Raw genomic sequence first — 24,289 nt, forward strand, 5'->3', positions numbered from 1 at the left:
GAATTCAAAAAAATCAAAAGAAGACCACCTATACATCCCTAAAACAGGGAGGCTGTGTTGCAAAAGTGGGTGGCACAAACTTTAAGAGATATTTTCTTATAATATTTTACTGGAATTTTCTACTTTTGGGAAGATTGGGTTTTTGGGAGGATTACCCCATCAGAAGTTTAAAACATTTCCAAAATTTTATCTACTTGGCTTTTTTACTTTTAAGTTATTTCCATATAGATTATTTTATAAATATAATTCTATTAAATATCTTGTTTGAGCGGCAGTAGTTTACAAATAATCTTTTCTGTATATTTTCTTTTTAAAATATCAATATATGATGGTTCAATTGAATACAAATAAGGTAAGTAGCCTTTTAAATAATTTAAATCTGCAGAGCTTATTGTTTGTTTAATATATTGGTAAATTAAACTTTTTATCTCTCTCTTTTTATTTTTTCCAACACTAATATTTCCATCAGTTGTTAAGATTAATCCCGTTACTATCTGTCGTCTTTTTTTAGAAGTAAATATATTTTTATCTTCATTAACTACAAGTTTAATATAAAAAGATTTTAAATATTCTTTTAAAAGAGGTAAGATTTTTTCTAATTGATTTGTTTGATTTGTTGAAAAGTACATATCATCTGCATATCTTGTATAAATAATATTTAAATTGGTGCATATTTCGGATAAATAGCTATCTAATTCATAAAGTAATATATTACTAATAATTGGAGAAGAAGGAGCACCAATTGATAACTGGTTACTTTTACAAACAAACATATTAATCAAAGTAATGTCGTTTTTGGAAAGAGACAGTTCATATAATTCAATGTTTTTCACTAAAAATCCTCTTATATATTCACCTTTAATTGAAGGAAAAAAGCTTTTAAAGTCTACTCTTAGTAAAAACCTTTTATTTACATGATTAAGAGCCATACCTTTAATATTTTTACCATCTTGATATGAATATACTGATTCATGTATTGGAAATTTTGAGAATACTTTAGTAATTAAATATCGTTGATATTCTTTTAATTCTTTTGACGGTTGAGAAATAATCCTATTTCCACCAGTTCTTTTTGGGATATTATATGTTTTATATCTTCTTGAAGCTGAATATGCAAATTGATATATTTCTAAAAAAGGTTTTTCAAACTTTTCACTAAGTTGTTTTTGAAAAGTATTCATTTAAATATAACTCCTTGAGTCCTCTTGTCCGTATTCCAATTGTAATTTAATTAAGGTTGCCTTTTGTCTTTCTGTTAAATTTGTGTCAACCAATGTATAGTCTGAATCAATTGGACGAAAGTAAATTTGCTCTTCTTCTTTAAATCTTTCTATAACCTTAGCCACTACTAATAAAGAAATTAAAACAGTGAAATTTTTCTTTTCATATTTTGAATATTCTAAGTTATCTAAAAGCTCTCTAGTCATGTCTTCTATCTGTCTATATGATAGTATAGGCATTAATCGAATAATTTCATATGTAACTACTAATGGGAAAAATTCACTCTCCATAAATTTCAATGTATGTTGATGTGAAGTATAGTCTTCTTCAAGGTTATGTATTAGTTCCGCAAATTTATGATTATTATCTGTTGATTTAAAATCTATTTGAAGTGCTCTCATCTCTCTATCATTATGAATAACATCAATAATATGATTTAAATATGATTTTGCACCAGAGTAATTATAATCATTTACAACATAAATTTTTTCTTTTGTTTCATCTATTGCTGTAAAATATCCAAGTTCTGTATAAGAACCAACACTTTCTGGAAAAATAATTAATGAATAGGCTTGTTTAATAGCATTTAGTTCTAATTCTACTAATGCTGTTCTTTTAGCTTTCACTCCTTTTTTTAAGGCACTAAAATTCTTTAAATCATCATATATTGCTTCAATAGTTACAAATTTAAACTTACTTGATATACCACTGTCAATATATTCTATAAACTGTTCTCGGATAGTTTGGGGAAATTTGGAAATACTAGGAGTCTGTCGGATACCCATCCAAAAATACTCCCTATAATCTCTCATATTTTTAAAAAACCATTTTTAGAGCGATAATGTAGAAAATATTCTCTAAAATCCTTCATATATTGCTCGATATATGCCATCCCTGTCTCCTGTTATCCCATTATCGTATGCAATCTCTTCAGATTGTATGCCATGCATACCAAACGCCACTCACCTTGTGCCTTTTGAAGCCCTCTGAGCATAAATTGCCTAAATCCAATTACCTGTTTGATGATACCGAAGATGGGTTCTATGACACATTTGCGTTGGGCATAAATAGCTTTACCCTCTTTGGTCTGAAGACGGTGTTTCATTTTTTCTACTTCAGTAGGATTATCAGGCAAAGGGTCTGCCTCTTTGAATCTCTCTTCAAGTGGCTGATTGTGTTGCTCTTTTCCAAATGAGATATAGGGTGTCATTTTGCTTTTTACACATAGCTTGATATTCTCTTCGCTGAAATAGCCTGCATCCGCATTGAATGCAGCGGAAGGTTTGAGTTTTGGATGTACCTCATACCATTGCAGTGTAGGCTTAACCTCCTGTTTGTCATTGGTGTTTTGTGTAACATGGGTATGGAGTATCAGACGGGAATCATGCTCTGCTGAGGCTTGGGCATTGTAGCACTGCTCAAACCCTCCGCCTGATGTTTTCATAATACGAGACTCTTCATCGGTCAGGTTGACCTGGTCTTTATCCAATACTTCTTCGACAGGCTCTTTTGGCACTTTGCCTTTTGTCTTCTTGTCTGTGAGCTTCTCTTTCTCCTTGCGTCTCTTCATCTTCTCATCATAGAGTGCTTTCTCTTTTGCATAGCGCTCTTTGGCGCGTTGCTCTATTTTTGCTTTGGCTTCCTTAATGACTTCAAGACGCTCTTCTCTTCGTTCCAGCTCCTCAGGGATATTCACTCCTTCATCGCTTTTACTGTTGTCTGCCTCTTGTGCTTTTTCAAGCAAGGCCTGCACTTCTGCTTCGAGTTGGGATTGCAGTTTTTTTATATGTCCGTAGCTCAGTGCCTTATGCTTGGAAGCGTTGGCTTTGACTTTGGTACCGTCAAGACTTACTTTGCCTACTTTAAGTACGCCCGACTTCTGTGCTACCTCAAGTATCTGCACAAAGAGATCGGATATCTGGGAAAGAAAACGTTTGCGGAAGTTGGCAATGGTATCGTGATCGGGATGAGTATTGACAGCAATATATCTAAATGGTACAGAATCGTAGGTAGCCTGTTCTATCTTTCTGCTTGAAAAGACTCCTGTTGCACCCCAAGAGTATTTCCTCGCTTCGCTCACCGCACATATCCGTAAAAGAGAAGCGAAAGCATTGCTTTGGGATCATAGGCATCTTTGCCACCTTCTTTGTAGTGTTTGTAGATATCATTGAGATCGAGTGTTTCGACTATCTCTACAATGAAGCGTGCCAAATGCCTCTTTGGAAGCCACTCTTCTATACTCGGAGGCATCAGGAATGGCTGATTTCGGTTAGCTGCTATGAAGGGTTTCATATCGTCAAAGCCTTATTAGAATATTCTCTTATTTATATTTATTATACCTGATTATTGGTTTTGAGTGGGTTAATCCGACAGGCTCCTAGTTCCACCAAAAACAAAAACTATTTCTAGATATTCTTGAATAGATTTAAATGATTGAAAATAAAAATGAAATTCAGTAAGTCTTTTTCGTACAGTTTCGATAGAAAGTATAGACATTTTAGTTAATTTTTGTAATAGAATCAAATTCTATTACTTCATTCCTACTTTTAAGATGTGAAGACATTCTTTTAGAGATTTGTAACGGATGTTGCAAAGCTCTAAAAGAAGGGCTGCACAAACAAACTATACAATTTAATTCGACCAAGGCATTGCACCCGGCACAAGCTATAAAATCTACTTTGATTTAAGCCGGTAGTGTCATAAATCTTCTGTAAATTCAATAATCAGCTATTATTTTTAAAAAGGAAATGATAGATGAAAATTGATTTAAATAAGATAGAGTTCGATATGAATGAGTTTGGGGCATTATTACTTCAAGATAAGCAAGAAGGCTTCAGACGTATAGGTGAGAAGTTTCTCAATGCAGTATTGGAGATGGAGTTTGCAGAGCGTATAGGTGCTCAAAAACACGAGAGAACTGGAGAGCGAGAAGATTATCGTAATGGTCATAAAGAGAGAAGGTTAAAAACTACTCTTGGAGAGTTGAATTTATTAAGACCTTATGCTAGAGTAGGAAAATTTGATACTAAGCTTTTTGCAAATTACTCTAGAATAGATAAAGCTCTCTCCTCTATAATTGTTGAAAGCTACCTCAAAGGTGTATCAACCAGAAAAGTAGAATCTATTGTTGGAGAACTTGGAATTGAGCTGAGTCATGAAACTGTGAGCAGGCTCTCCCATGAGCTTGATGAACTCGTTACGGAATTTAAAACCTCTGACTTACAAGAACACTATCCATATCTTTACATTGATGCAACATATCTCAAAGTATTTGATGGGGTTAGGTTTGTTTCATCAGCCGTGATGGTAGCTATTGGTGTTAATACTACTGGCACAAGGGAAATTCTTGATATAACCCCAATGGAGAGTGAGTCATTTGCAACCTATACAGAGTTCTTTGATGGACTAAAAGACAGAGGGATAAAGAAAGTAGATTTGATTATTAGTGATGGTCACAGAGGAATTAAAAAAGCTGCCAAAGAAAGTTTCGTAGGCTCATCTTGGCAGTTCTGTAGTGTACACTTGAAGCGTAACCTAATGAAAATTGTAGCTAAAAAAGATTTAGAAGAAGTTTTAGATGATTTAAAAGAGGTGCTCAAGAGTAAAAGCTTTGAAGAAGCAATATCAGCTGCTAACTCAATGATCGCTACTTATGAAGATTCTAAACCAAGACTGGCAAAGTTTCTGATGGATAATTTATATGATAGTTGTACTTATTTGACATTTCCATCAACTCACTGGAGAAAACTACACTCTACAAATATAGTAGAAAGATTTAATAAGGAGATAAAACGCAGAACTAAAGTTATAGGTGCCTTTCCAAATGAAGGGTCAATATTGAGATTATTGGTACCACTTGCCATTGACACAAATGCTAAATGGTTGGGTAGAAATTATGTTTCGTGGGATAATTTGGTACAATTTCAAAAAGCTGAGGATGAATTTACAGAAATATTCTGACACTATCTTTAAGCCAAACTAGGAATGTTCAGATTAGTTTAACAAGTTTATTATTTTTTACAGCTTAAAATGTCTTTTATTGATTGAGTATTTAAATTTATTTTTTAATGAAAGTTAGAGTACAATTTCTTTTGTAGTCCCTAGGCAACTCCTCTCCTATATTTATATAGTGAAGAACCTATAGGTAAATCCCACGAAAAATAAAATAAATCTTAATCAATAGATTCAAAAGAACTGGAAGAAATATTGCTTAGACTCCTAAAACAAGGAGTTTACCATCAAATTAACACGCACAAAAGCCTTACTTGAATCGCTAAAAAGTATCCCAGACTATAGAGTAGATACAGGGAAGATAGAATATCCATTGCACGAAGTTCTTTTCATGACACTTTTTGCACTTATCAAAGGAAATACAACTTTTAAGGATATATTTTCATGGATGATATATAACAAAGACAATGCAATACTCAAAGAGATTTTTGATAAAGAAGAGATAACGATTCCTTCCAAATCAACATATCATCGTTTATTGATAAACACAGATAATAATGCTTTGGAAAAAGTATTTAGAGAGTTCTTTTTTCCATTCATTGCACAAGAAAATATTGCTATTGACGGGAAGTGGCTGAGAGGTAGCGACGTGAATGGTCAATACACACAGGAAAGACATAAAGCAATACTAAATATCTTGGATAAAGATATAAAAATAGTGTTTGCTCACAAGTTTTTAGATAAAAATAAGAGTAGCGAAATTACTGCACTCAAAGAGGTTTTAAACGATAATATTTTTAGCAATGAAGGACAGATATTTTCCTTTGATGCACTGCTTACTCAATCAGAGATTCTCAACACTATTGATGAGCAAGGTAACAGATATATAGCAAAACTCAAAGATAACCAGAAACACCTCAAAGAGAAAGCTATAAAGACCATAGAAGAGTTTAATCAGCCTACAGATAGAGTTGATGATGAAGATAGCTATTTAACTGAAAACAACAAAAGAGTCTCTCGAAAAGTAGAAGTTTTTCAAAATAAAAGTGCTGATTTAGTTATGTATCATGAGAACTTTCAAAATATTCAATCACTCATTAAAGTGACGAAAACATTAACAAATGCACAGACTGGTGAAGTTACAATTTCAACTCAATATTTAATGGCTAACTTTAAAACAACTGCAAAAGAGTTTCTTCAAAAGATACTGCAACATTGGAGAGTGGAAACATATCACTATCACTTAGATATGCTTACTGAAGAAGATGACCATATAGCATATAAAGAGCCTTTCTCTATAGCTATTCTTAGAAGTTTTACTGTTAATCTTTATCAGTTGTTTTTAAATGAGAACAAAGATAAAAAGGTACTCCTAACCGGTAAAACTACAATGGCAGATATTAAAAGAAATGCTCTTTATCGTGATGATTTTAGTGTTCAATTGATTGAATCAAACTATATTGATTAAGATTTGTTTTATTTTTCGTGGGATTTACCTAGAAGAACCTAGGGGAAATCATTTCTTTTATTTTACCCAAAGCATTTTATCTTCATTGTTAAATCTTTAAAACCAATCTAATCTTTTACAATATTTGTACTTTTATTTATAATTATTTCGTTTCGAAGTTGTAGTTTAATTCTATTAGAGTTCGAATCCCTCCTTGACATCCATAAACTAATTACATATCAATCTCGGTGCCAATTCGGTGCCATTATATACCTATTATATAGATTTTGCTATAATTCTTAAAATGTGAAAACCTCGATATATAGGGTATATGAGGGTATTTAGTGGATTAGTCAAGAGTTTCCCTCTACCCCATCCACAATCGCAAATTTCAAACAAAAAGACTTTATTATGAACGAAACAACTGATTTAACAACTTTAACTGTAAGAATGGGTGTTTTTGTAGTTATTGCAGGAATATTCTATTTTATTTTAAAATCTAAAAAGAAATAAAATCGGTTAAAGAGAATTATAATTTCTCTTTAACCATGTTGTCCAGATAATTAAACAACTCCTGTGATGCTTTTTCTGCATCTTTAAATATTTTTATGATTTCATCAACTTTATCACTGCCAAGCATGCGCATAACTTTTGCTATATCATCATGCACTTTTTTATGCGGCTCTTGCAGGTTTGCATAAAAACTGCTTTTTCCAAATAGTTTTTTACCTTCATCTACATACCATTTGCCTAGCCTGCACTGAGTATGATCACTCAATTCAAATTTCAATTTCCCTTCAAGCATTGATGAATATGCGTTGTTTTTATAGACCATATGATCAAGTTTTGCCATATTTGCAAAGAGTTCGTATCCTATAATTTCATTGTCTTTTGTGATAGCTTCACTGTTGGAAATTAACTGAGAAAGCGTGTCAACATAGACCTCGAGTGTTTGTTGTGAACTTATAGAGCGTTCTTCAATTTTTTCACTGTTTTCACTCATATTCATAGAATTCTGCTTGAGCACACTTATATTTGCTTCTACTTCACTTGTAGCTTTTTGCGTTCGTTCTGCAAGCTTACGCACTTCATCGGCAACGACTGCAAACCCTCGTCCGTGTTCACCTGCACGTGCTGCTTCTATAGCCGCATTCAGTGCCAGCAGGTTAGTCTGGTCTGAAATATCTTTAATAAGAGAAATCACATTAAAAATCTCTTCAACATTTGCATTCAGTTCCTCTGCAGAATGCCGTGATTCCGAAACCATCTCTGTAATACTGCCAATTGCATCTTTAATATTATCCGTAGAGTGTGTCACTTCTTTAATGACTTCGGATGTTTTGGCATTGAGTATATTTACCTGATTGACACTTTCAACGCTCTGGGACATACTGTTTCTTAAATTCTCTGCATTGTCTACTGCACCGCTTATCATCTCTCCTGACAGTGCAAGAGTAAGTTTGTTCTTCTCGCCAATTTCCGCAGCATGTTTTGCAGAATCTTCAGCTCTTAGAGCTTCTTCTTTTGCTTCAAGTGCAAGTGCTTCGACTTTATCCAAAAAGGCATTGAAATTTTTACTCGCCTGCCCTAATTCGTCTTCTGATACCACAGGAAGTCTTTTTGACAAATCAGCATCACCCTGTGCCAATTCATCAGCAACATTTGCAAGATTTACTATAGGATCAGTAATTGTTTTTTTGATAATGTACATTAAAAACAGCAAAATAAACAGATCAACCAAAGACATAATATATACTTGTCTCAAAAGAGAATCTTTGGATTGAGAAATGACACTGTTTACTTTGTTGATATCTTCACCAATCAGTGCATATGCAACAATATTGTCTGAAAAATCTTTTATAGGTTCTGAAACTATAAAATATTTATCAGTTATTTGTGGTGCATCTGTTTTTTCAATGGAAATATGAGCCAAATCATTAAAAAAATCTTTATTTACCACTTTTTCTTTGACTGCAAGTGTAAAATTACTGACTTTTGGAGCAGATTTTAAAGAACGGGCAGTTGAAAGGTATTTGTTTTTCATGACAATGGCTATTTCGTATCCGTTGTTTTTTCTCGCAGATTTTACTATAGAGTTTAAACCTTGCATGAACTCAACAGAACCAAGATATTCATGATCGACTATTACCGGAGCCAAACCACGCAGAACAAGCCCGGCCCGGCCAAGTTCTATAGCTACAATTGGTTTTTTTTCATTTTTTACCGCAACAATAGTTTTTCTGAATGAGCTTAAATCATCTCCATACTTATTTGGTTTCCATGCCCGTAAAAAACTATGCACATTTGCATCATGTATATGTATTTTAACATTTTTATAATTTGTGTATTTTTTAAATTTTTGAGAAAGGCTTCTTAAGCCATTGATGGCAACAGTTCTGTTGTTTTCCATCAATGAGCGTATAACACTGTAATTTTGCGATATGTTGATAGCATTGGTAAGACCGATATCTTCCTTTGCTTGCATTGCTTGCTTGTAAGTAAGATGCAGAGAAACAGATTCTGAAGCATAAACCTCATGTTCCAAGTCTTTAATAGAATAATAGTAGTTTACTAAGATAACAACAAACCCTGCTAAAATAGAAACTACCAAGGGTATGTGTATTTTTTTACTGATTGACATGAAATTTACCTCCATTCCTGTAATGTTGTATTTTTTACTCTTTTAATTCACCGTTTCCGTAATGTTTAAAGAGATAGTCAGTCACAATTTTTTCATCTTCTTTGCTGATAGGTGCTTTAAAATGCACAATCATCTTCTCTATCTTTTTATGCCAAAACTCTCGTGACTGAGGCCCTTGATTAATAATATAACCAAAAGAGTGACACATTAAACAGTTCGCCTGAACAGCATCAAATCCTTTACCCATTTTTATTTGATAAGATATATATGGAACTTCAATATCACCTTTTACCTGTGCAAACAGTGAACCTGCGGACAGTATTGCTATTAATAATAATTTTTTCATTTTTTCTCCTTAAACCACTTCTACTGTAACTTCATCAATACCGTTGTATTTGTATCCGCCATGGTTCCATCCGATATCTTTTGCAAATGGCTGTTCATCACCAAGACGATTAATTGCCTTTGCCATAAATGTTAGTTTACCGTATTTTGCAGGTTTGTATGCATATCTAAACTCTGTATATGCATAACGACCATTTTCCTGTTTTAACAGTGCTTTCTCCCATGTTTTTCCAGCATCAACTGAAATCAACACTTCTTTAATTCCGTGTCCATCATCAAAAGCCACTCCTCGCACCACAACATGTGAATTATGATAAAGTTTCATTCCATTTTCAGGATAGCCTATCACTGACTTTACATTCATATTTGTAATCGGTTTTGTTGGCTTGAATTTATGTTTTGGAGTTTCACATTCACATTTATTGTCTGGAACACGGTATGCAACATCCATAAAGAAAAGAGATTTATATTTATTTGTTACTGTAATGTTACTCAGCATTTTAACCCAACTGTCTGAGTAATATCCAGGAATAACCAAGCGAAGTGGAAAACCATTAAGATATGGTAAATCTTCTCCATTCATTTCATAAGCAATAATAACATGATCATTTAATTCTTCAATTTCTAATTCTCTTACAAAATTAGGTGTTTCATAGTATGCAGCATTGTCTTTTCCGTTAAAGCCTATCCAGTGTGCATCTTTTTTCAAGCCTGCTCGATTCAGTATATCACTTAAACGTACACCTTTCCATTTTGCACATCCCATCGCACCACTGCCCCATTGGATACCACCTGCAATTGGAGTAAATGCCGAACGAGAATTTCCACCACATTGTAAAACTGCAGTGACTTCTACCTGTTCAAAATCATTTTTTAACTCTTTAAGGGAAATTTCTAGTTTTTCTTCAACCAATCCATCTATTTTGATAGTATAAGTATCTGTATCAATATGTGTCGGAATATCCGGAAGGTGCCATCTGACAAAAAATTCATCATTTTCAGTGATGCCGCGTGCAAATGTGCTTCTTGGTGATTCCAAAAGCGGTGGTCTGTCCGAATAGGTTATCAATGGTCTTTTTTCAGGGAAAGCCATATCAGAGACTTTTCTACCATCAATTGGCTGGTGTGTTTCACCGGCTGATAAAGCAGTTGTACCTAAAATAGCAGCTGAAGCAACCATAGAAGTTTTAAGAAATTCTCTTCTTTTCATATTTTTCCTTATAATTGTTATTTTTGTTTGGATTATATCGACAAATATTTAAAATGACTTAAAGAAGCTTTTTTTTCAATCTTTTTAAAAGATTTTCAAGCTCTTTGCATGATGTTATATAATCTGACTTTATCGCTTCTATTTCTTGAATCACACTGTTTAATTGAGAAAATATTTTTGGAAAATTTTCTGTTGTTTTTTCAAGTTCCTGCATATTTTTCACTGATAAAACAATCTGTTTTATGATCATTTCGCTTTGATTCTTAACATTTAACAGTTTGGCTTCACTCTCACTTAAAGTTGTATCTATACTGCCGGCATGAGACTTTAAAAGCAGTATCTCCTTTTCAAAATCTTTTATCAAAGCAGACAGTTTATTTGATGTTTCTAAAACAATATCTTGCTCTTCAATTCTCTGCATATCTCTGTCTGCATGTATAATACTTTCAATTTCCGCCAATTTCATTTCACTAAAAACAGCTTCTATACTCTCAAACTTTTTATACAGTGTTCTCATCTCTTCTTGAAATTTTCTACGATATTCTTCTTGCATTTTCATAAACTGCGATTGTTGTGTTTGATGAAAAATGTTCATAATCACATATAAGATTAAAGCAAAGAGAAGAGGAAAAAGAGATTCTTTGACAAGAAGTAAAATATCTGCATGCTGTGTATGCAAAATAAAATGGACAAGTGTAGCAATCACTCCGATAACAAGCACAAGAGGAGCATAGTTAATTTTGTCCGGACGTTTCAAAATTGCTATTTGTCGTAAAAATAAAATGCCCATTACAATAAAAGCTATCAGTAAATCATTATGAAACATTTTGACATCCCTCCTCAATCGAGTTAGGATTTATTGTATCATAATTTATTGCAAAACGATATCTACTATTTCCTTTGGATCTTTTACCACAACACTATGTGTGCCATGCGCAGAAAATCCCCATGCTGCAAAAATAGCTTCGATACCGGCATTGTGTGCACTTTTGATATCTTTTGAATTATCCCCTACCATCCATGCTTTATCTTTTTTTGCATCATAATTGTAAAAATTCAAAATCTTGTGTATCATATCGGGATGCGGCTTTGATGCCTGTACTTTATCCGCACCGACTATCATGTCAAACAGATCGGCTACATGTAAATGTTCCAGCATTGTCAGGGCAAACTGTGTCGGTGCATTTGTCGCAACTGAAAGCTTTACCCCCTTTACATGTAACCGCTCAAGCATCTCTTGTACACCCTCATAAAGATAAGGATGTTCTATACACTGCTCTTTATAATGTTTTTCAAAAAGAATTCTGTCTTTTTCTTCATAGATTTCAGTATTGTAAAAAAGTTTAGGCAGATTTCTTACCTCTTTGTTAATAGCATCCACTATAAACTCTTCGCTTAGTGGAGGCAGGTTATGATTTGTTTTTCTTACATAATTGACTGAGATAGTAATATCTTTTTTTGAATCAATCAATGTCCCGTCCATATCAAATATAACTATTTTTTTCATGACTTCATCTTTTTATAAATTTCCACAAGGGCTTCAACAAACAAATCACTGTCATTTGGACATTTACAGACTCTGTACTCTTTAAATCCCAAATCCTGTGCTATTTCTCTGTACTCCACATCCAGTTCATAGTCTGTTTCCGAATTATCAATAGTAAAGGCGATAGGAAAAATGACAACACCCCTGTTTCTGACTGTTTTGAGTTTGTCCTCAAGTGAAGGTTTGAGCCACTCCATACGCCCTACTTTCGACTGGTATGCCAAATGCACCTCATGGAACACCATGTTTTCTTCTTGCATCATCTCTTTTAAAATTTCGACATGACGGTTCACATGTTTTTCATACACATCTCCCGCATCTATAATTTTTTGCGGCAGTCCGTGTGCTGAAAAAATAATATCAAAATCACGATACTCACTCTCCCCTACCGTTTTTTTAATATTTTCAATGACTGCTTTATTATATGTTTTATTTTCAAAAAAATGTTTTATTTCCACCAAGAGTGCATTGCCTCTACTTTTGTGATAACACTCTTCAAAATCCTCAAGAGAGGACTTTGTCGTCGTTGTCGAGTATTGCGGATACAAAGGAATCAAATATATTTTGTCCACATCCTCTTTAGCCAGTTTTTCCACTACTTCACAGGCAAAAGGCGGTGTATAACGCATGGCAAAATCAACTATAAACTTTTCACCCAGTTTTTTTTGCAATTTTGCCACAAGATTTTTTGTATGCCCCACTATAGGCGATTTTCCGCCAAGTTCTCTGTATATCTCCTGAGAGGCTTCCGCACGGTTAAAGACAATCAGTCCGCCAACCATTTTTCTGACAAGATTGCTTTTCATCGTCAGTATATTTTTGTCTGCAAACATATTCTTTAAAAACATTTCTACTTCATTCAGGTTGTTTGGACCACCCATATTCAGTAATACTATTGCCTCTTTTTTCAATCTTTATCCTATATATACACTCAGCCAGACAACGACTTTTTTTGTTTTGAGGAGCGTATGCTTTGTATTTGCAGCTATAAACAGAGTATCACCGCTTTTTAATTTGTGTACTATACCATTTATTTCCAATTTTGCACAACCTTTGAGAACGACAACCCATTCATCCCGCTTGTCAACAAATATTTGCGGTGTTTTAAGTGTGTTGCTGACAACTCTTTTAATCTCTACATTTTTTTTTGCAAGAAGTGTTTCAAAAGTCTCACTGTTAGGCTGCGGCAACGCATATTCAAAAATATTAGTCATATTCCACTCGCAGGCTTACTGCATACATAAACTGTTGCAAAGGCAGCATATCTTCATAGACTGTATAGAGTCGCTCTATTAATTCATCACCCTTTTCAATGAGATGCGGATCAAATTTTGTGTAGGTTGCCATGCCTTTGTACAAACTTAAATCTGCATGTTGCATATCGGCATGAAATCCTCTAGGAAAACGTTTATAACCTTTTTCAAGATGGGTGTAGTTTTTGTTTTTTGCTTTGATAACTTTAAGTATATTTGCAAGTTCGGCACGTTTGGCATCATTTTTAATGGTTGAGCGAAAAGCATCCAACATTGGTTTTTCAAACCATCGCACACCTGTTGCCACATAAAGCTCCTCTGTGGAAAAGTGCAGATAAAACGAGGAACTCTGCATGCGCTTGTGTTCTCCCTGCCAAAAGATAATGCCGATACGCTCTTTCATAGGCTGTGCTATTGCATTTGGACGTCTGGAGTCACGGTAGATTCTATACAAGGATTGATTGATTTTCGGTATTGCTTTAATGGTAGGTTCAAGGGCCTGAAGATGTTCGCCCATCTCAGTAACAAAAGCACGAGACGGGTTTAAAATCAGTTCTTCATACTCTTTTTTATGTGCACTAAACCACTCTTTGTTGTTGTTTTGTTTCAAATCAGCCAAAAACAGCAGTGTTTTTTTACTAAAACCTGTAAATTCCAATACGATTCCTATTTTACGAGTTTATCAATTTTTAGCAAGGTTAAAACCTCACTGCCATTAAGTTAAGAAAATTAATGCTTTTTCGGAACCGGTACTTTCTATGCTAAAGCATGACTTAGAAAAAAACTAAATTTTTTTCTGCAGTGCCGGCTGTTGCAATACTCTTGCCACTCTCAGCCCGGACTGAAGTCCGCGTTCCAAAAAAATGCTTCACTTACCAGTATTGAAGTTAAAACCTGAGTACCAACAAAGTTGCAACAGCTTAGGCTAATTTTCTGTTTCTAAACGCAAGAGCAATGATAACAAAGACTATTGCATAGGTTACCGGAACAAAATCAGGAATAGGTACCGGATCTCCTTTTGCATACGAGTGCATACCCGCAAGATAATAATTCACTCCGAAATACGTCATCAAAACCGATGTAAACGCCAAGAGCGATATTACACTGTAGTTAAAGTCATTGTAAATAGACTTGATAAATCTTACATGTATCACAACAGCATAAACCAAAATAGTCACCAGTGCCCATGTCTCTTTTGGATCCCATCCCCAGTATCGTCCCCAGGATTCATTAGCCCAGACACCGCCTAAAAAGTTTCCGACTGTCAACAAAACAAGTCCGATAATCAGACTCATCTCGTTGATTGCGTTCAACTCTTTAATAGAAAGCGAAATCTGTCTGTCGTTTTTTTCGTTTTTAACGATAAACAGCAACAGAGTGATAAATCCAAGCAGAGCGCCAAGCCCCAGGAACCCGTAACTTGCCGTGATCATTGATACATGTATGCTGAGCCAGTAAGAGTTTAGTACCGGTACAAGATTGGTAATCTGCGGGTTCATCCAACTCAAATGTGCCACAAACAAAATCAGACCTGCCAAAATTGATGTAGATGCCAAAGTAATAGGGGACTGTTTTGAAAAGACAAATCCTGCCAAAACTGTTGCCCATGCAATGTATGTCATTGATTCAAAACCGTTTGACCATGGAGCATGTCCCGATATATACCATCGCAGTGCAAGACCCAAAGTATGTGCAATAAAAAAGATACCTAAAAGTCCCAAAGAAACTTTTGTAATTTTTTGCATTTGAAATTTCGGTTTTAAAATTTTCACAAAACTTAAAATCAACAACACAAAACCCATAATGAAATACAATGGCCAGAGAATTTCAAAAACATTTGAATGGTTGTAAAAAATCTCTGCTTTTATTTTATTTTCACTCGGATAGACAGCAGAACCGTAAAATCTCTGATATTCGTCTATCTTTTTCAACCCTGCATCAGCGATTTTCCATTCTCCGTTTGAAAGGGCAGCATCGACAGCTGTAAAATAGGCTATCGCAATCATTCTGACTTTTTGAGCCTGCGAAGCATCAAATGTTTTTAAAGCCTCAATTGTTGCATACCATTTGTTATTAAGATCATTTGGTTTTGGCCATATTTTTAACAGTGAACCTGTAAAAACCATATAAACAACATTGACTTTTTCATCAATTTTCAAGGCCGCTTTGTCTAACTTGTTTCTGTCTTTTGGTGCTTTTCTTGAAGCCTGTTCAACAAGAGACAAAAGCTTGTAGCCTCGCATACCTGCAGGATCCTGAAAAAACTGTGCAAAAGAGGCATATTTTGCGTCTTTTTTTATTCCTATGGCCTCATTTATTCTTTCATCACCCGTTCGAATAAGTTTTATGTCTTTGTAAACATCCGGTCGTATCATCATGCCCAGTATGACCTGATTTGCACTTAATTCTGTTTTTCCGACTTGCAATGTAGCACTTCTGTGTATTTTTGCCAATACTTCCAAAGCAAGTGTATCTATCGGCTTCATACGCCCTTGTGTATCTTGCACTATCAAATGTCCAAATTTTTGCGCATGCTCTTTATCAAAAGAGAGTATGGTTTTTATAGCCGGATCAAGTTCAGCGGCTTTTGCCGGTGTCACTGCAAATGCCAAACCTGCAATCAGCAGTGCCGGAACTATTTTACACTCACTCGCTTTTTTTGCTTTTGCCGAAAGTTTGGCAAATCTGTGTTTTTTGGAAAGAAGTGCCCAAAACATTCCCAGAGCCAATAAAAAATACCCTATATAAGTCGGCAGTGTTCCGGGGTCATGGTTTACCGACAAAATTGTTCCTTTTTCATCCATATCATAAGAAGACTGGAAAAATCTGTAATTTCTGTGTTCCAAAATATGGTTCATATATATTCTGTATTTCATGTCAATTCCCATTTCCTTATCTATTAGTTCTACTTCACTTGCATACGATGCCGGACTCATAGATCCAGGATATCTGTCAAGCTGGAAATCCAAAAGTTTTAATGTAAAAGGAATTTTTATCTCGTTTGAACCATAGGCAACCCTTACATGTAAACCATTTATATCCACTTCACCGGGAACACCAAGCATACCTTTTTGTGAGTATACCAGGACTTCTTTTTGTTTGTCACCACTGTGAACCAAAAATTTAAGCGCATCTACACCCGAAGCCCGCAGTATCGATTTTGGATTTGAAACCACTTTTTTATGTGCATGCAGCATAAAATCACGCAGAACAAAACCGCCCAAATCACTGCTGTAAAGAACTCTTGTCTGAAGTGCCTGATGATCATTTGCACCCAAACTGCCTCTGGAACGGTCAGCCATTTTCATGTATGAGAGTTTCATATCATGCTTCAGATACAACCTGCCGTCTTTTATATACAAAGACAAAACCGGTTTATCAAAATGTTCACCTGAATTAAAATCCAAAATAAAACTTCCCGCATTATAAAACTTGCCCTCTTCGAGTGCTACAGGTTTTCCCTGCCCACTGCCTGTAACCATAAGTTTTGCTATTGCCTTGCCGTTTTTATCTGCCACCAAAGTTTCTATGGCATTAGGAATATACTCAACAAGTTTCACAGCAACCTTTTTATTCTCAAGCTTCAAAGATGTCTCAAAATCGTTATCTCCTCTTTTTGAGAGATATAAAACTTTAGAGAACTTTTTTGTGTCACTGCCGTCACTGACTTTTATGCTTATATAGGGATCAGCACTTACAATCGAAGAGGCACTGCCTCCTTCACGAATATGCATAGTCCCCTCATAACCAAAGTACCGAGTCACTGCTGCACCGACCAATATCACCAAAAACGCAATATGAAAGATAAAAATAGGCGCTTTAGAGAGTTTGTACATCTTAAATCGAAAGATGTTATACAAAAGATTAAGTGCCAATAAACCCAGCAAAACCTCAAACCATCGTGCATTATAGATTTCTGCTTTTGCAGTCATCGTTCCATAGTCATTTTCAACTATAGTCGCATACCCTATTGTAAATGCAAAAATAAGCATTAAAATTGCCATCGTATGCATTGAACCAATCAAAGAGAGAATTTTTTTCATGTTTAACCTTTTAAAAAAAATTATTATACTTGCAATAAGATAATAATAAATTAACCTAAAAACAATCACGCCTTTTTAATTTACATTTTAATTTTTACTTCAAAACATTTTTTCTGCACAGTGCATAAATTGACACTTCCGCCGTGTGCCTCGGCAATCTGACGGGAAAGAACAAGTCCTAACCCATTCCCTTTGAGCTTTGTGCTTTTAAATGCTTCAAAAAGCTCTTTTTCATTCTCTATAGCCACACCACTGTCGCATATCTTAAAGATGTGATATATTCCATCATTTTCATAGGTAATTTCAACCCTGCCTTCGTCGTTTTCATCCTCTTCTATCGCATCAATGGCATTGGTGATAAAATTTGCAAACAGCATTTCAAGTAAATCTTTGTCTGCATGCATAAAAAAATCATCTTTTGGAAACACAAACTCTATCTCTTTTGAATATCCGTAATAGGCTATCGCCATATCCAGGGACTCTTTTAGCTGACTCCACGATATAAGATCTTTTTGTGCCTGCACACCTTTTGAAAACATCAGTGTTGCTTTAATGATTCTCTCAATTCTATAAACTGATTTTTGTATCTCTTCGACTATTGGAATATTTTCAGGAAGGACCCGTTTTTTGAGTGTCGAACTCATCAAAGAAATTGCACCTATCGGATTTCTGATTTCATGAGAGAGATGTGCTGCCATCTGCCCCATGGTAGCAAGGTTTTCTTTGCGTTTTTGTTCTGTTATATCTGTTGCAGAGAGCATCACTTTGTCTTTATATGAAGAGCTTTTGACAAGGTAGGAGTGTGCATTAAAAGTAATTTCATAATCTTCATCACGGTACTGTAAAAGCTTTAAAAGCTCCCATAACTCCCGTGCATGGGAATTTTGCAAAAAAACAGTGTTATCACTGTTAAGAATCCAAATAGCATTGGGGAGAAATTCTACAACCTTTTCAACGGTATCTTGCAGGTGTGCATACGAAGCCTTCAGCTCATTAAACTCATTCTCAACCTTATAAGTCTGCTGAATAAGAACATCAAGTTCTTCGGGAGTTATAGTTGCCATTAAGCGCTGAGTCCTGTCAAAACCTTATACAAATCATGTGCATCATCACTGCCGGCAAGTTCGCGTATGGAGTGCATCGCCCAGGTTGGCAGTCCTACATCTATGGTGTCTATTCCTATACGTGTTGCCGTGATAGGTCCTATGGTGGAGCCACATCCCATATCGCTTCTTGTCACAAAATTTTGCAGCTTTACATGTAAAGAAGCAGCGGTATGTTTGAATTTTGCTATTGTTTTGTCATTGGAGGCATATCGCTGATTTGCATTGACTTTTATGACAATACCTTTGTTTATATGGGGGGCATGATTAGTGTCATGTTTTGTCGGATAATTTGGATGAATGGCATGGGCATTGTCTGCACTGATCATCAAAGAGCTTCTTGTCATCTGCATATACTCTTCATAATCATCAAACATTCTGTGCAGGGTATTTTCTAAAAAGCTGCCCCCTGCTCCGCTCGTCGACTCACTCCCGACCTCTTCATGGTCACTTGCGATAAAAAGCACAGGCTTGTCTGCATTTACGCTGCAAATACTTACCATACCTGTATAACAACTCAGCAGATTATCAAGCCGCGCACTTGCTATAAAGTCATTTCGCAGGCCTACAAATTCTGCTTTTTGTGTATCATAAAAGCTCAACTCACTTGCATAAACTTGCTTGACATCTTCAATACCGTTGTTTGCAAGCTGCCATTTGATAAATTCGTCAAAATCAAAATCTTCATTTGTACTCAGAACCGGACAGATATCTGTCTGTTTGTTTACCGTTCTTTCTTTGTTGGCTTTGTCATCCAAATGAATGGCAAGTGATGGAATAACTGCTATGGGCTTTTGCACATTAATCAAGGTACTTTGCAAAGTCCTGTTTGCATCAAGATAGCTCACCCTTCCGGCTATTGACAAATCTCTGTCAAACCATGGATTCAATAACAGTCCGCCGTAAGATTCAACGCCGAATTTCACCACACCATATTCTTTTATCACAGGATTTGGCTTGAGTTTCAGGTTGGGCGAATCGGTATGTGCCCCGACCATCACATAGTTTTTCTCTGTTTTTGGATAGGTAAAGGCAATGATTGAAGAGCCATTGCGTGCGACATAATACTTTTGTCCTGCTTTGAGTTCCCATTTATCTGCTTCATCAAGCCTGGTAAATCCCGCATTTTCAAACATCATCGCCATATTTTGCGTCGCATGAAAAGGCGTAGGCGAAGCATCCAAAAAGCCTAAAAGTCCTTCGTTAAAATCTTGTTTGTTCATATTTTCCTCTTATACTCTTTGAGAAGCTTTTGCATACACTTCCATTTCACTACGATTACCGACAGCCACAACTTCTATGATGATTCTGTCTTCTACTATCTTATAGACGATTCGGATTTTTTTCCCATCAGCATACATTTTTCTGCAACCTGAGAGGTTGTAACCGTTTTTATTTCCTAAAAAATCTCCTAATTCAGGAGAATTTTGAATTTTTCTAAACTGTTTAATAATAAGTACTTTTTGTACATGAGAAAATTCTTTCAAGTCTTCATCCACTTTTGGATGAAAAATAAGACTATAACTCATCTAAATCAATTCCATGGCTTTTTGCCAGATCCTCTAAGCTGACATACTCAGAACGAGGTGTTTTCTCCCGCTCTTTTACAATATTATAAATCTCTATATGCTCCATAAGATCCAGTGCTTCTTGCATACGCTCATACTCTTCTATCGGTAAAACAACCGCTTCAAGTTTATTGTTTTTTGAGATGACAAAACGCTCTTTTACTTCATTTTTCAAGTCACTCAAAACTGTTGCAAAACCTCTTGCCATTTCACTGGCAGAAATAATTTCATCTCTGGTATATGCTATCATTTTCACATCCTATTTTATGTAATATTTTACATATTATAGCACATATTATTAAATGTAAAAACTTTTTTAAGCTATAATATCCACAAATTCATTGCCCTCTAATGCCGTAATCAACTGCGAGTTTACATGTATGGCGGAATCTATGACGACATTGTGCAGTTTTGAGACTATGGTTACTTTTAATGGTCTGTTTCCCGGATTTTGTCTGATGATTGTATAAAGCTTTTCCAGCACATCAAAGTTACTGCTCAATCGCACAGCCAAATTAATTGGCTCCGGCGGGGCTTCTTGAATCTCTGTTTTTACTTTTTTTGTCTCTTTCTTTGCCTGTTTGAGTGTCATTAACTTTGTAACATTCAGGCGTGGTCCAAAATCGGTATGGGTTACTCTTGCTTTAAAAGCAACCGGTTCTTCGAGATCCATTTCACTGAGCTGTTCGAGTTTGTCCGAAAAAAGCATAATCTCAATATTGCCGTGAAAATCCATGAGATTGACAATACCGAACTGGTTGCCTTTTTTCGAGATTTTTTTCGTTATCTCTTCAACTTTTCCGATAAATATAGCAAAAGAACCGTCTTTGATACTCTCCAATTCCGAAGAGAGCGTATAATTGAGTTCATCCAACTCTTGGCGAAAATCATCCATCGGATGCCCGGAGACATAAAAGCCCAGAGTCTCTTTTTCAAACTCTAAAATTTCTTTGAGTTCATATTCGTCTGAATTTTTCAGCTCAAGTTTTACGGTTGTAATCTCTTCATCATCTCCAAAAAGAGAACCGACTGCATTTTTCTTTGCTTCACTCGCTTTTTTTGCCGTCTCCACAATCAGTTCTATTTGATCCAAGAGTGCTTTTCTTGAGTAGCCGTATCTGTCAAACCCGCCTGATTTTATAATGGCTTCAACAACACGCTTGTTTACTTTACTTGGCTCGATTCTGTTGACAAAATCCTGCAAAGAGGTATAGTCACCGTTTTCTTCTCGCTCTTCTATCATGGCATAAATAGCGGCTTCACCAACCCCTTTTATCCCACCCAGACCAAAAAGAATAATCTCCTGCTGATTTTTTGTAATGGCAGAAAATTCCAGATAAGAATCACAGATATCAGGTGGAGAAAGTGCGATGCCCATTCGCTTGACTTCATCTATGTAGCGAACAACCTTTTCAGTATTGTCTTTGTCTGAGGTTAAGAGTGCCGCCATAAATTCATTGGGATAATAAGTTTTCAACCATGCCGTTTGAAACGTAACCATCGCATAGGCTGCAGAGTGTGATTTGTTAAAACCGTACCCGGCAAACTTTTCAATCAAATCAAAAAGTTCTGAAGCTGTTTTATAATCAAGCCCCTGTTTGGCTGCACCTTCGGAGAACTCTTTGTTGTACTTGAGCATCTCCTCGACTTTTTTCTTCCCCATGGCACGACGCACAATATCTGCACCGCCAAGAGAAAATCCGCCGATAGTCTGCACAATCTGCATAACCTGTTCTTGATAAACTATAACTCCGTAAGTCGGCTTGAGAATCTCTTCAAGTGCAGGAAAAACATAGGTGATTTCCTGTCGTCCGTGTTTACGCTCGATGAAGTCATCAAGCATCCCTGATTCCATAGGACCCGGACGATAGAGTGCCAGGACCGCAATCAAATCCTCAAAGTTTGAAGGCTTTAAACGACGGTTCAAATCCTGCATACCGGATGATTCTATCTGAAACATTCCGACTGTTTCACCGGTTTGAATGACATCATAAACATTTTTGTCATTTTCGTCTATCTGATGCCAGTCTATCTCCTTGTTGTATCTTCTTTTAATGAGCTTGATTGCATTGTCAATAACATCGAGTGTTTTTAATCCCAAAAAGTCAAACTTGATTAAATCGACATCTTCCATGTAGTTGAGTGAATACTGTGTAACAAAAGTATCTTCCCCGGAAGGCTTGTATATAGGTGTTTTTTTCCATAGCTCTTCATTGCTTATAACAACACCGGCAGCGTGCATTCCTGCATTTCGCTTGAGCCCTTCAAGCTTTTTGGCAAATTCCCAGACCCGTTCAACCTGCGGATCACTCTCTATGAGTTCACGTAACTTTGGCTCTTTTTGAAAAGCACCCTCTTTAAACTCTCCATTTTTTGTTTTTCCGTTGAGTGTAATGCCGAGTTCATCAGGGACAAGTTTTGCCATCTGGTCGGCTTTAGAGAGTGGCATATCCAAAACACGGGCAACATCACGGATAACCCCTTTTGCAAGAAGCGAACCAAAAGTAATAATTTGGGCAACCTGGTTGCGACCATATTTTTTTGTTACATAATCAATAACTTCTCCGCGGCGCGCCTGCATAAAGTCCATATCTATATCGGGCATACTTACACGCTCAGGATTTAAAAAACGCTCAAAAAGCAGGTCGTATTTCATCGGATCAATATCGGTAATCTCCAAAGAATAGGCAACAAGACTTCCCGCAGCACTTCCCCGACCGGGACCAACAGCAATGCCTAGACGCTTTGCCTCTTTGACAAAGTCCCAAACAATCATCATATACCCAGGAAACTTCATAGAGTTAATGATGTTCATCTCAAACTCCAGCCTGTCACGATACTCCTGGTGCTTCTCTTTTGGAACGATTTTCAAGCGTTTTTCCAAGCCTTGTCGACATTTTACTATGAAATACTCAGCATCATTCTTATCAGCCGCACTCATCCACTTTTTTTTCTCTTCTTCTGTGGCATTTTCAGGTAAAGGAGGATCATCTTCAAAGTCTATATCGAGTCCCTCCTCTTTTGCATACTCCTGCGTAAATTTAAAGTTAGGCGGTGTCGGTGATTTTACAATGGGTACAAAATCTTCTATCTTGTCTGTAATCTCCTGAGTATGTTCAAGTGCTTCAGGTATATCCGCAAAAAGCCGTGCCATTTCATCAGGAGATTTGATGTAAAACTCATGCACAGAGTGACGCATACGGTTTGGATCATCATAGAGTTTATTCATGCCTATACACATAAATGCTTCATGATACTGGGCATCATCAGGATAGGTGTAGTGCGTGTCATTTGTAGCCACCACTTTGATGCCTGTCTCTTTGGAAATTTTTAAAATCTGTTCATCTATGTAGAGTTGATCTCCGATACCGTGACGCATAAGTTCAAGATAAAAATCATCTCCAAAAATATCTTGATACTCTCGGGCAACATTTAAAGCACCCTCATATCCGAGTGCTCCGTTTTTGACATTTCTTTCATTTTGCAGATTTAGGTGCCAGTTTACCTCTCCCTGCAGACATGCAGAGGTGCAGATAAGCCCCTCACTGTGTTCTCTCAACTCTTTTTTGTTAATTCGCGGAAAATAGTAAAAGCCCTCTATAAAGGCTTTTGAAGAGAGGTACATCAGATTTTCATATCCCTTTTTATTTTTGGCATATAAACAGATATGAAAACGCTGTTTTGTACTTTTGTCACCAAGTGTTTCACCGTTATGAATGTAACCCTCCATGCCGATAATAGGCTTGAGTCCGGCACTTTTCATCTGCTTGTAAAAATCAATAGCTCCAAACATATTGCCATGATCTGTCATAGCAACACTGGTCATACCAAGTTCTTTGACGCGTGAAACCAGGTTTGAGAGTTTGTTGGCACCGTCTAACAGTGAATATTCTGTATGAAGATGTAAATGTGTAAAGGAAGGTTTTGCACTCAAAAAATCACTCCATTTTTTAGTATATAA

18 protein-coding genes and 1 pseudogene are annotated in these 24,289 nt (G+C 36.0%); 2 read left to right on the forward strand and 17 right to left on the reverse strand.

Going from position 1 to position 24,289, the window contains the following annotated elements; genetic code table 11:
- Positions 1-251 precede the first annotated feature (251 nt).
- The 3 genes and pseudogenes from FJR45_RS07255 to FJR45_RS07265 form a co-directional block, all read right to left on the reverse strand.
- The gene (locus tag FJR45_RS07255; RefSeq protein WP_193149936.1) at positions 252-1,181 is read right to left on the reverse strand and encodes a retron St85 family RNA-directed DNA polymerase; all 930 of its coding nucleotides are present in this window, start codon (positions 1,179-1,181) and stop codon (positions 252-254) included.
- Complete coding sequence (locus FJR45_RS07260; protein WP_193149937.1) at positions 1,182-2,033, reverse strand: hypothetical protein; 852 nt, start codon at positions 2,031-2,033, stop codon at positions 1,182-1,184.
- Between the two features lie 92 nt (positions 2,034-2,125).
- A pseudogene (locus tag FJR45_RS07265) lies at positions 2,126-3,513 on the reverse strand (transposase).
- A gap of 462 nt (positions 3,514-3,975) precedes the next feature.
- Between FJR45_RS07265 and FJR45_RS07270 the strand changes: the two are divergent.
- Together FJR45_RS07270 and FJR45_RS07275 are read left to right on the forward strand one after the other, a co-directional pair.
- Complete coding sequence (locus FJR45_RS07270; protein WP_193149938.1) at positions 3,976-5,181, forward strand: IS256 family transposase; 1,206 nt, start codon at positions 3,976-3,978, stop codon at positions 5,179-5,181.
- 277 nt (positions 5,182-5,458) lie between these two features.
- Complete coding sequence (locus FJR45_RS07275; RefSeq protein ID WP_226966519.1) at positions 5,459-6,640, forward strand: ISAs1 family transposase; 1,182 nt, start codon at positions 5,459-5,461, stop codon at positions 6,638-6,640.
- Positions 6,641-7,148: 508 nt separating this feature from the next.
- On the opposite strand, the gene FJR45_RS07280 is transcribed toward FJR45_RS07275, so the two are convergent.
- The 14 genes from FJR45_RS07280 to dnaE form a co-directional block, all read right to left on the reverse strand.
- Positions 7,149-9,260, reverse strand: a complete 2,112-nt coding sequence (locus FJR45_RS07280) for a methyl-accepting chemotaxis protein (RefSeq protein WP_226966403.1) — start codon at positions 9,258-9,260, stop codon at positions 7,149-7,151.
- 34 nt (positions 9,261-9,294) lie between these two features.
- The gene (locus FJR45_RS07285; protein WP_193149941.1) at positions 9,295-9,606 is read right to left on the reverse strand and encodes a sulfite:cytochrome C oxidoreductase subunit B; all 312 of its coding nucleotides are present in this window, start codon (positions 9,604-9,606) and stop codon (positions 9,295-9,297) included.
- Between the two features lie 9 nt (positions 9,607-9,615).
- Complete coding sequence (locus FJR45_RS07290; RefSeq protein ID WP_193149942.1) at positions 9,616-10,815, reverse strand: molybdopterin-dependent oxidoreductase; 1,200 nt, start codon at positions 10,813-10,815, stop codon at positions 9,616-9,618.
- A gap of 58 nt (positions 10,816-10,873) precedes the next feature.
- Complete coding sequence (locus FJR45_RS07295) at positions 10,874-11,641, reverse strand: hypothetical protein (RefSeq protein ID WP_193149943.1); 768 nt, start codon at positions 11,639-11,641, stop codon at positions 10,874-10,876.
- Between the two features lie 45 nt (positions 11,642-11,686).
- Positions 11,687-12,322 carry an HAD family hydrolase gene (locus FJR45_RS07300; protein ID WP_193149944.1) on the reverse strand — a complete coding sequence of 212 codons (636 nt, stop codon included), beginning with the start codon at positions 12,320-12,322 and terminating at the stop codon, positions 11,687-11,689.
- Complete coding sequence (gene hemH / locus FJR45_RS07305) at positions 12,319-13,272, reverse strand: ferrochelatase (RefSeq protein ID WP_193149945.1); 954 nt, start codon at positions 13,270-13,272, stop codon at positions 12,319-12,321. Before hemH ends, FJR45_RS07300 begins: the two co-directional genes overlap by 4 nt.
- 3 nt (positions 13,273-13,275) lie before the next feature.
- Positions 13,276-13,575, reverse strand: a complete 300-nt coding sequence (locus FJR45_RS07310) for a cupin domain-containing protein (RefSeq protein ID WP_193149946.1) — start codon at positions 13,573-13,575, stop codon at positions 13,276-13,278.
- Positions 13,568-14,272, reverse strand: a complete 705-nt coding sequence (locus FJR45_RS07315) for a DUF2461 domain-containing protein (protein WP_193149947.1) — start codon at positions 14,270-14,272, stop codon at positions 13,568-13,570. Before FJR45_RS07315 ends, FJR45_RS07310 begins: the two co-directional genes overlap by 8 nt.
- Before the next feature lie 262 nt (positions 14,273-14,534).
- Positions 14,535-17,657: a cytochrome c biogenesis protein gene (locus FJR45_RS07320; RefSeq protein WP_193149948.1), complete on the reverse strand. Its 3,123-nt coding sequence runs from the start codon at positions 17,655-17,657 to the stop codon at positions 14,535-14,537.
- A gap of 80 nt (positions 17,658-17,737) precedes the next feature.
- Entirely contained in the window at positions 17,738-18,721 is a 984-nt protein-coding gene (locus tag FJR45_RS07325) for a sensor histidine kinase (protein WP_193149949.1), read from the reverse strand.
- On the reverse strand, positions 18,721-19,983 hold the full coding sequence (locus FJR45_RS07330; protein WP_193149950.1) for a M18 family aminopeptidase: 1,263 nt from the start codon (positions 19,981-19,983) through the stop codon (positions 18,721-18,723). Before FJR45_RS07330 ends, FJR45_RS07325 begins: the two co-directional genes overlap by 1 nt.
- A 9-nt stretch (positions 19,984-19,992) precedes the next feature.
- Positions 19,993-20,289 carry a type II toxin-antitoxin system RelE family toxin gene (locus FJR45_RS07335; protein ID WP_193149951.1) on the reverse strand — a complete coding sequence of 99 codons (297 nt, stop codon included), beginning with the start codon at positions 20,287-20,289 and terminating at the stop codon, positions 19,993-19,995.
- Positions 20,279-20,578 carry a type II toxin-antitoxin system Phd/YefM family antitoxin gene (locus FJR45_RS07340; RefSeq protein ID WP_193149952.1) on the reverse strand — a complete coding sequence of 100 codons (300 nt, stop codon included), beginning with the start codon at positions 20,576-20,578 and terminating at the stop codon, positions 20,279-20,281. The genes FJR45_RS07335 and FJR45_RS07340 overlap by 11 nt, the downstream gene beginning before the upstream one ends.
- Before the next feature lie 66 nt (positions 20,579-20,644).
- A complete protein-coding gene (gene dnaE / locus FJR45_RS07345) occupies positions 20,645-24,262 on the reverse strand; it encodes a DNA polymerase III subunit alpha (protein WP_193149953.1) in 3,618 nt (1,205 codons plus the stop codon).
- Positions 24,263-24,289: the final 27 nt, after the last annotated feature.

It is taken from the genome of Sulfurimonas sediminis, assembly GCF_014905115.1.
Classification (GTDB): Bacteria; Campylobacterota; Campylobacteria; order Campylobacterales; family Sulfurimonadaceae; genus Sulfurimonas; species Sulfurimonas sediminis.

Excerpts from the sequence above, each read along its gene's own strand:
- FJR45_RS07280 (WP_226966403.1), bottom strand. The coding sequence starts at position 9,260 with ATGTCAATCAGTAAAAAAATACACATACCCTTGGTAGTTTCTATTTTA.
- FJR45_RS07285 (WP_193149941.1), bottom strand. The coding sequence starts at position 9,606 with ATGAAAAAATTATTATTAATAGCAATACTGTCCGCAGGTTCACTGTTT.
- FJR45_RS07310 (WP_193149946.1), bottom strand. The coding sequence starts at position 13,575 with ATGACTAATATTTTTGAATATGCGTTGCCGCAGCCTAACAGTGAGACT.
- FJR45_RS07270 (WP_193149938.1), top strand. The coding sequence starts at position 3,976 with ATGAAAATTGATTTAAATAAGATAGAGTTCGATATGAATGAGTTTGGG.
- FJR45_RS07260 (WP_193149937.1), bottom strand. The coding sequence starts at position 2,033 with ATGAGAGATTATAGGGAGTATTTTTGGATGGGTATCCGACAGACTCCT.
- FJR45_RS07320 (WP_193149948.1), bottom strand. The coding sequence starts at position 17,657 with ATGAAAAAAATTCTCTCTTTGATTGGTTCAATGCATACGATGGCAATT.
- FJR45_RS07325 (WP_193149949.1), bottom strand. The coding sequence starts at position 18,721 with ATGGCAACTATAACTCCCGAAGAACTTGATGTTCTTATTCAGCAGACT.
- FJR45_RS07335 (WP_193149951.1), bottom strand. The coding sequence starts at position 20,289 with ATGAGTTATAGTCTTATTTTTCATCCAAAAGTGGATGAAGACTTGAAA.
- FJR45_RS07290 (WP_193149942.1), bottom strand. The coding sequence starts at position 10,815 with ATGAAAAGAAGAGAATTTCTTAAAACTTCTATGGTTGCTTCAGCTGCT.
- FJR45_RS07340 (WP_193149952.1), bottom strand. The coding sequence starts at position 20,578 with ATGATAGCATATACCAGAGATGAAATTATTTCTGCCAGTGAAATGGCA.
- FJR45_RS07330 (WP_193149950.1), bottom strand. The coding sequence starts at position 19,983 with ATGAACAAACAAGATTTTAACGAAGGACTTTTAGGCTTTTTGGATGCT.
- FJR45_RS07295 (WP_193149943.1), bottom strand. The coding sequence starts at position 11,641 with ATGTTTCATAATGATTTACTGATAGCTTTTATTGTAATGGGCATTTTA.
- FJR45_RS07255 (WP_193149936.1), bottom strand. The coding sequence starts at position 1,181 with ATGAATACTTTTCAAAAACAACTTAGTGAAAAGTTTGAAAAACCTTTT.
- FJR45_RS07300 (WP_193149944.1), bottom strand. The coding sequence starts at position 12,322 with ATGAAAAAAATAGTTATATTTGATATGGACGGGACATTGATTGATTCA.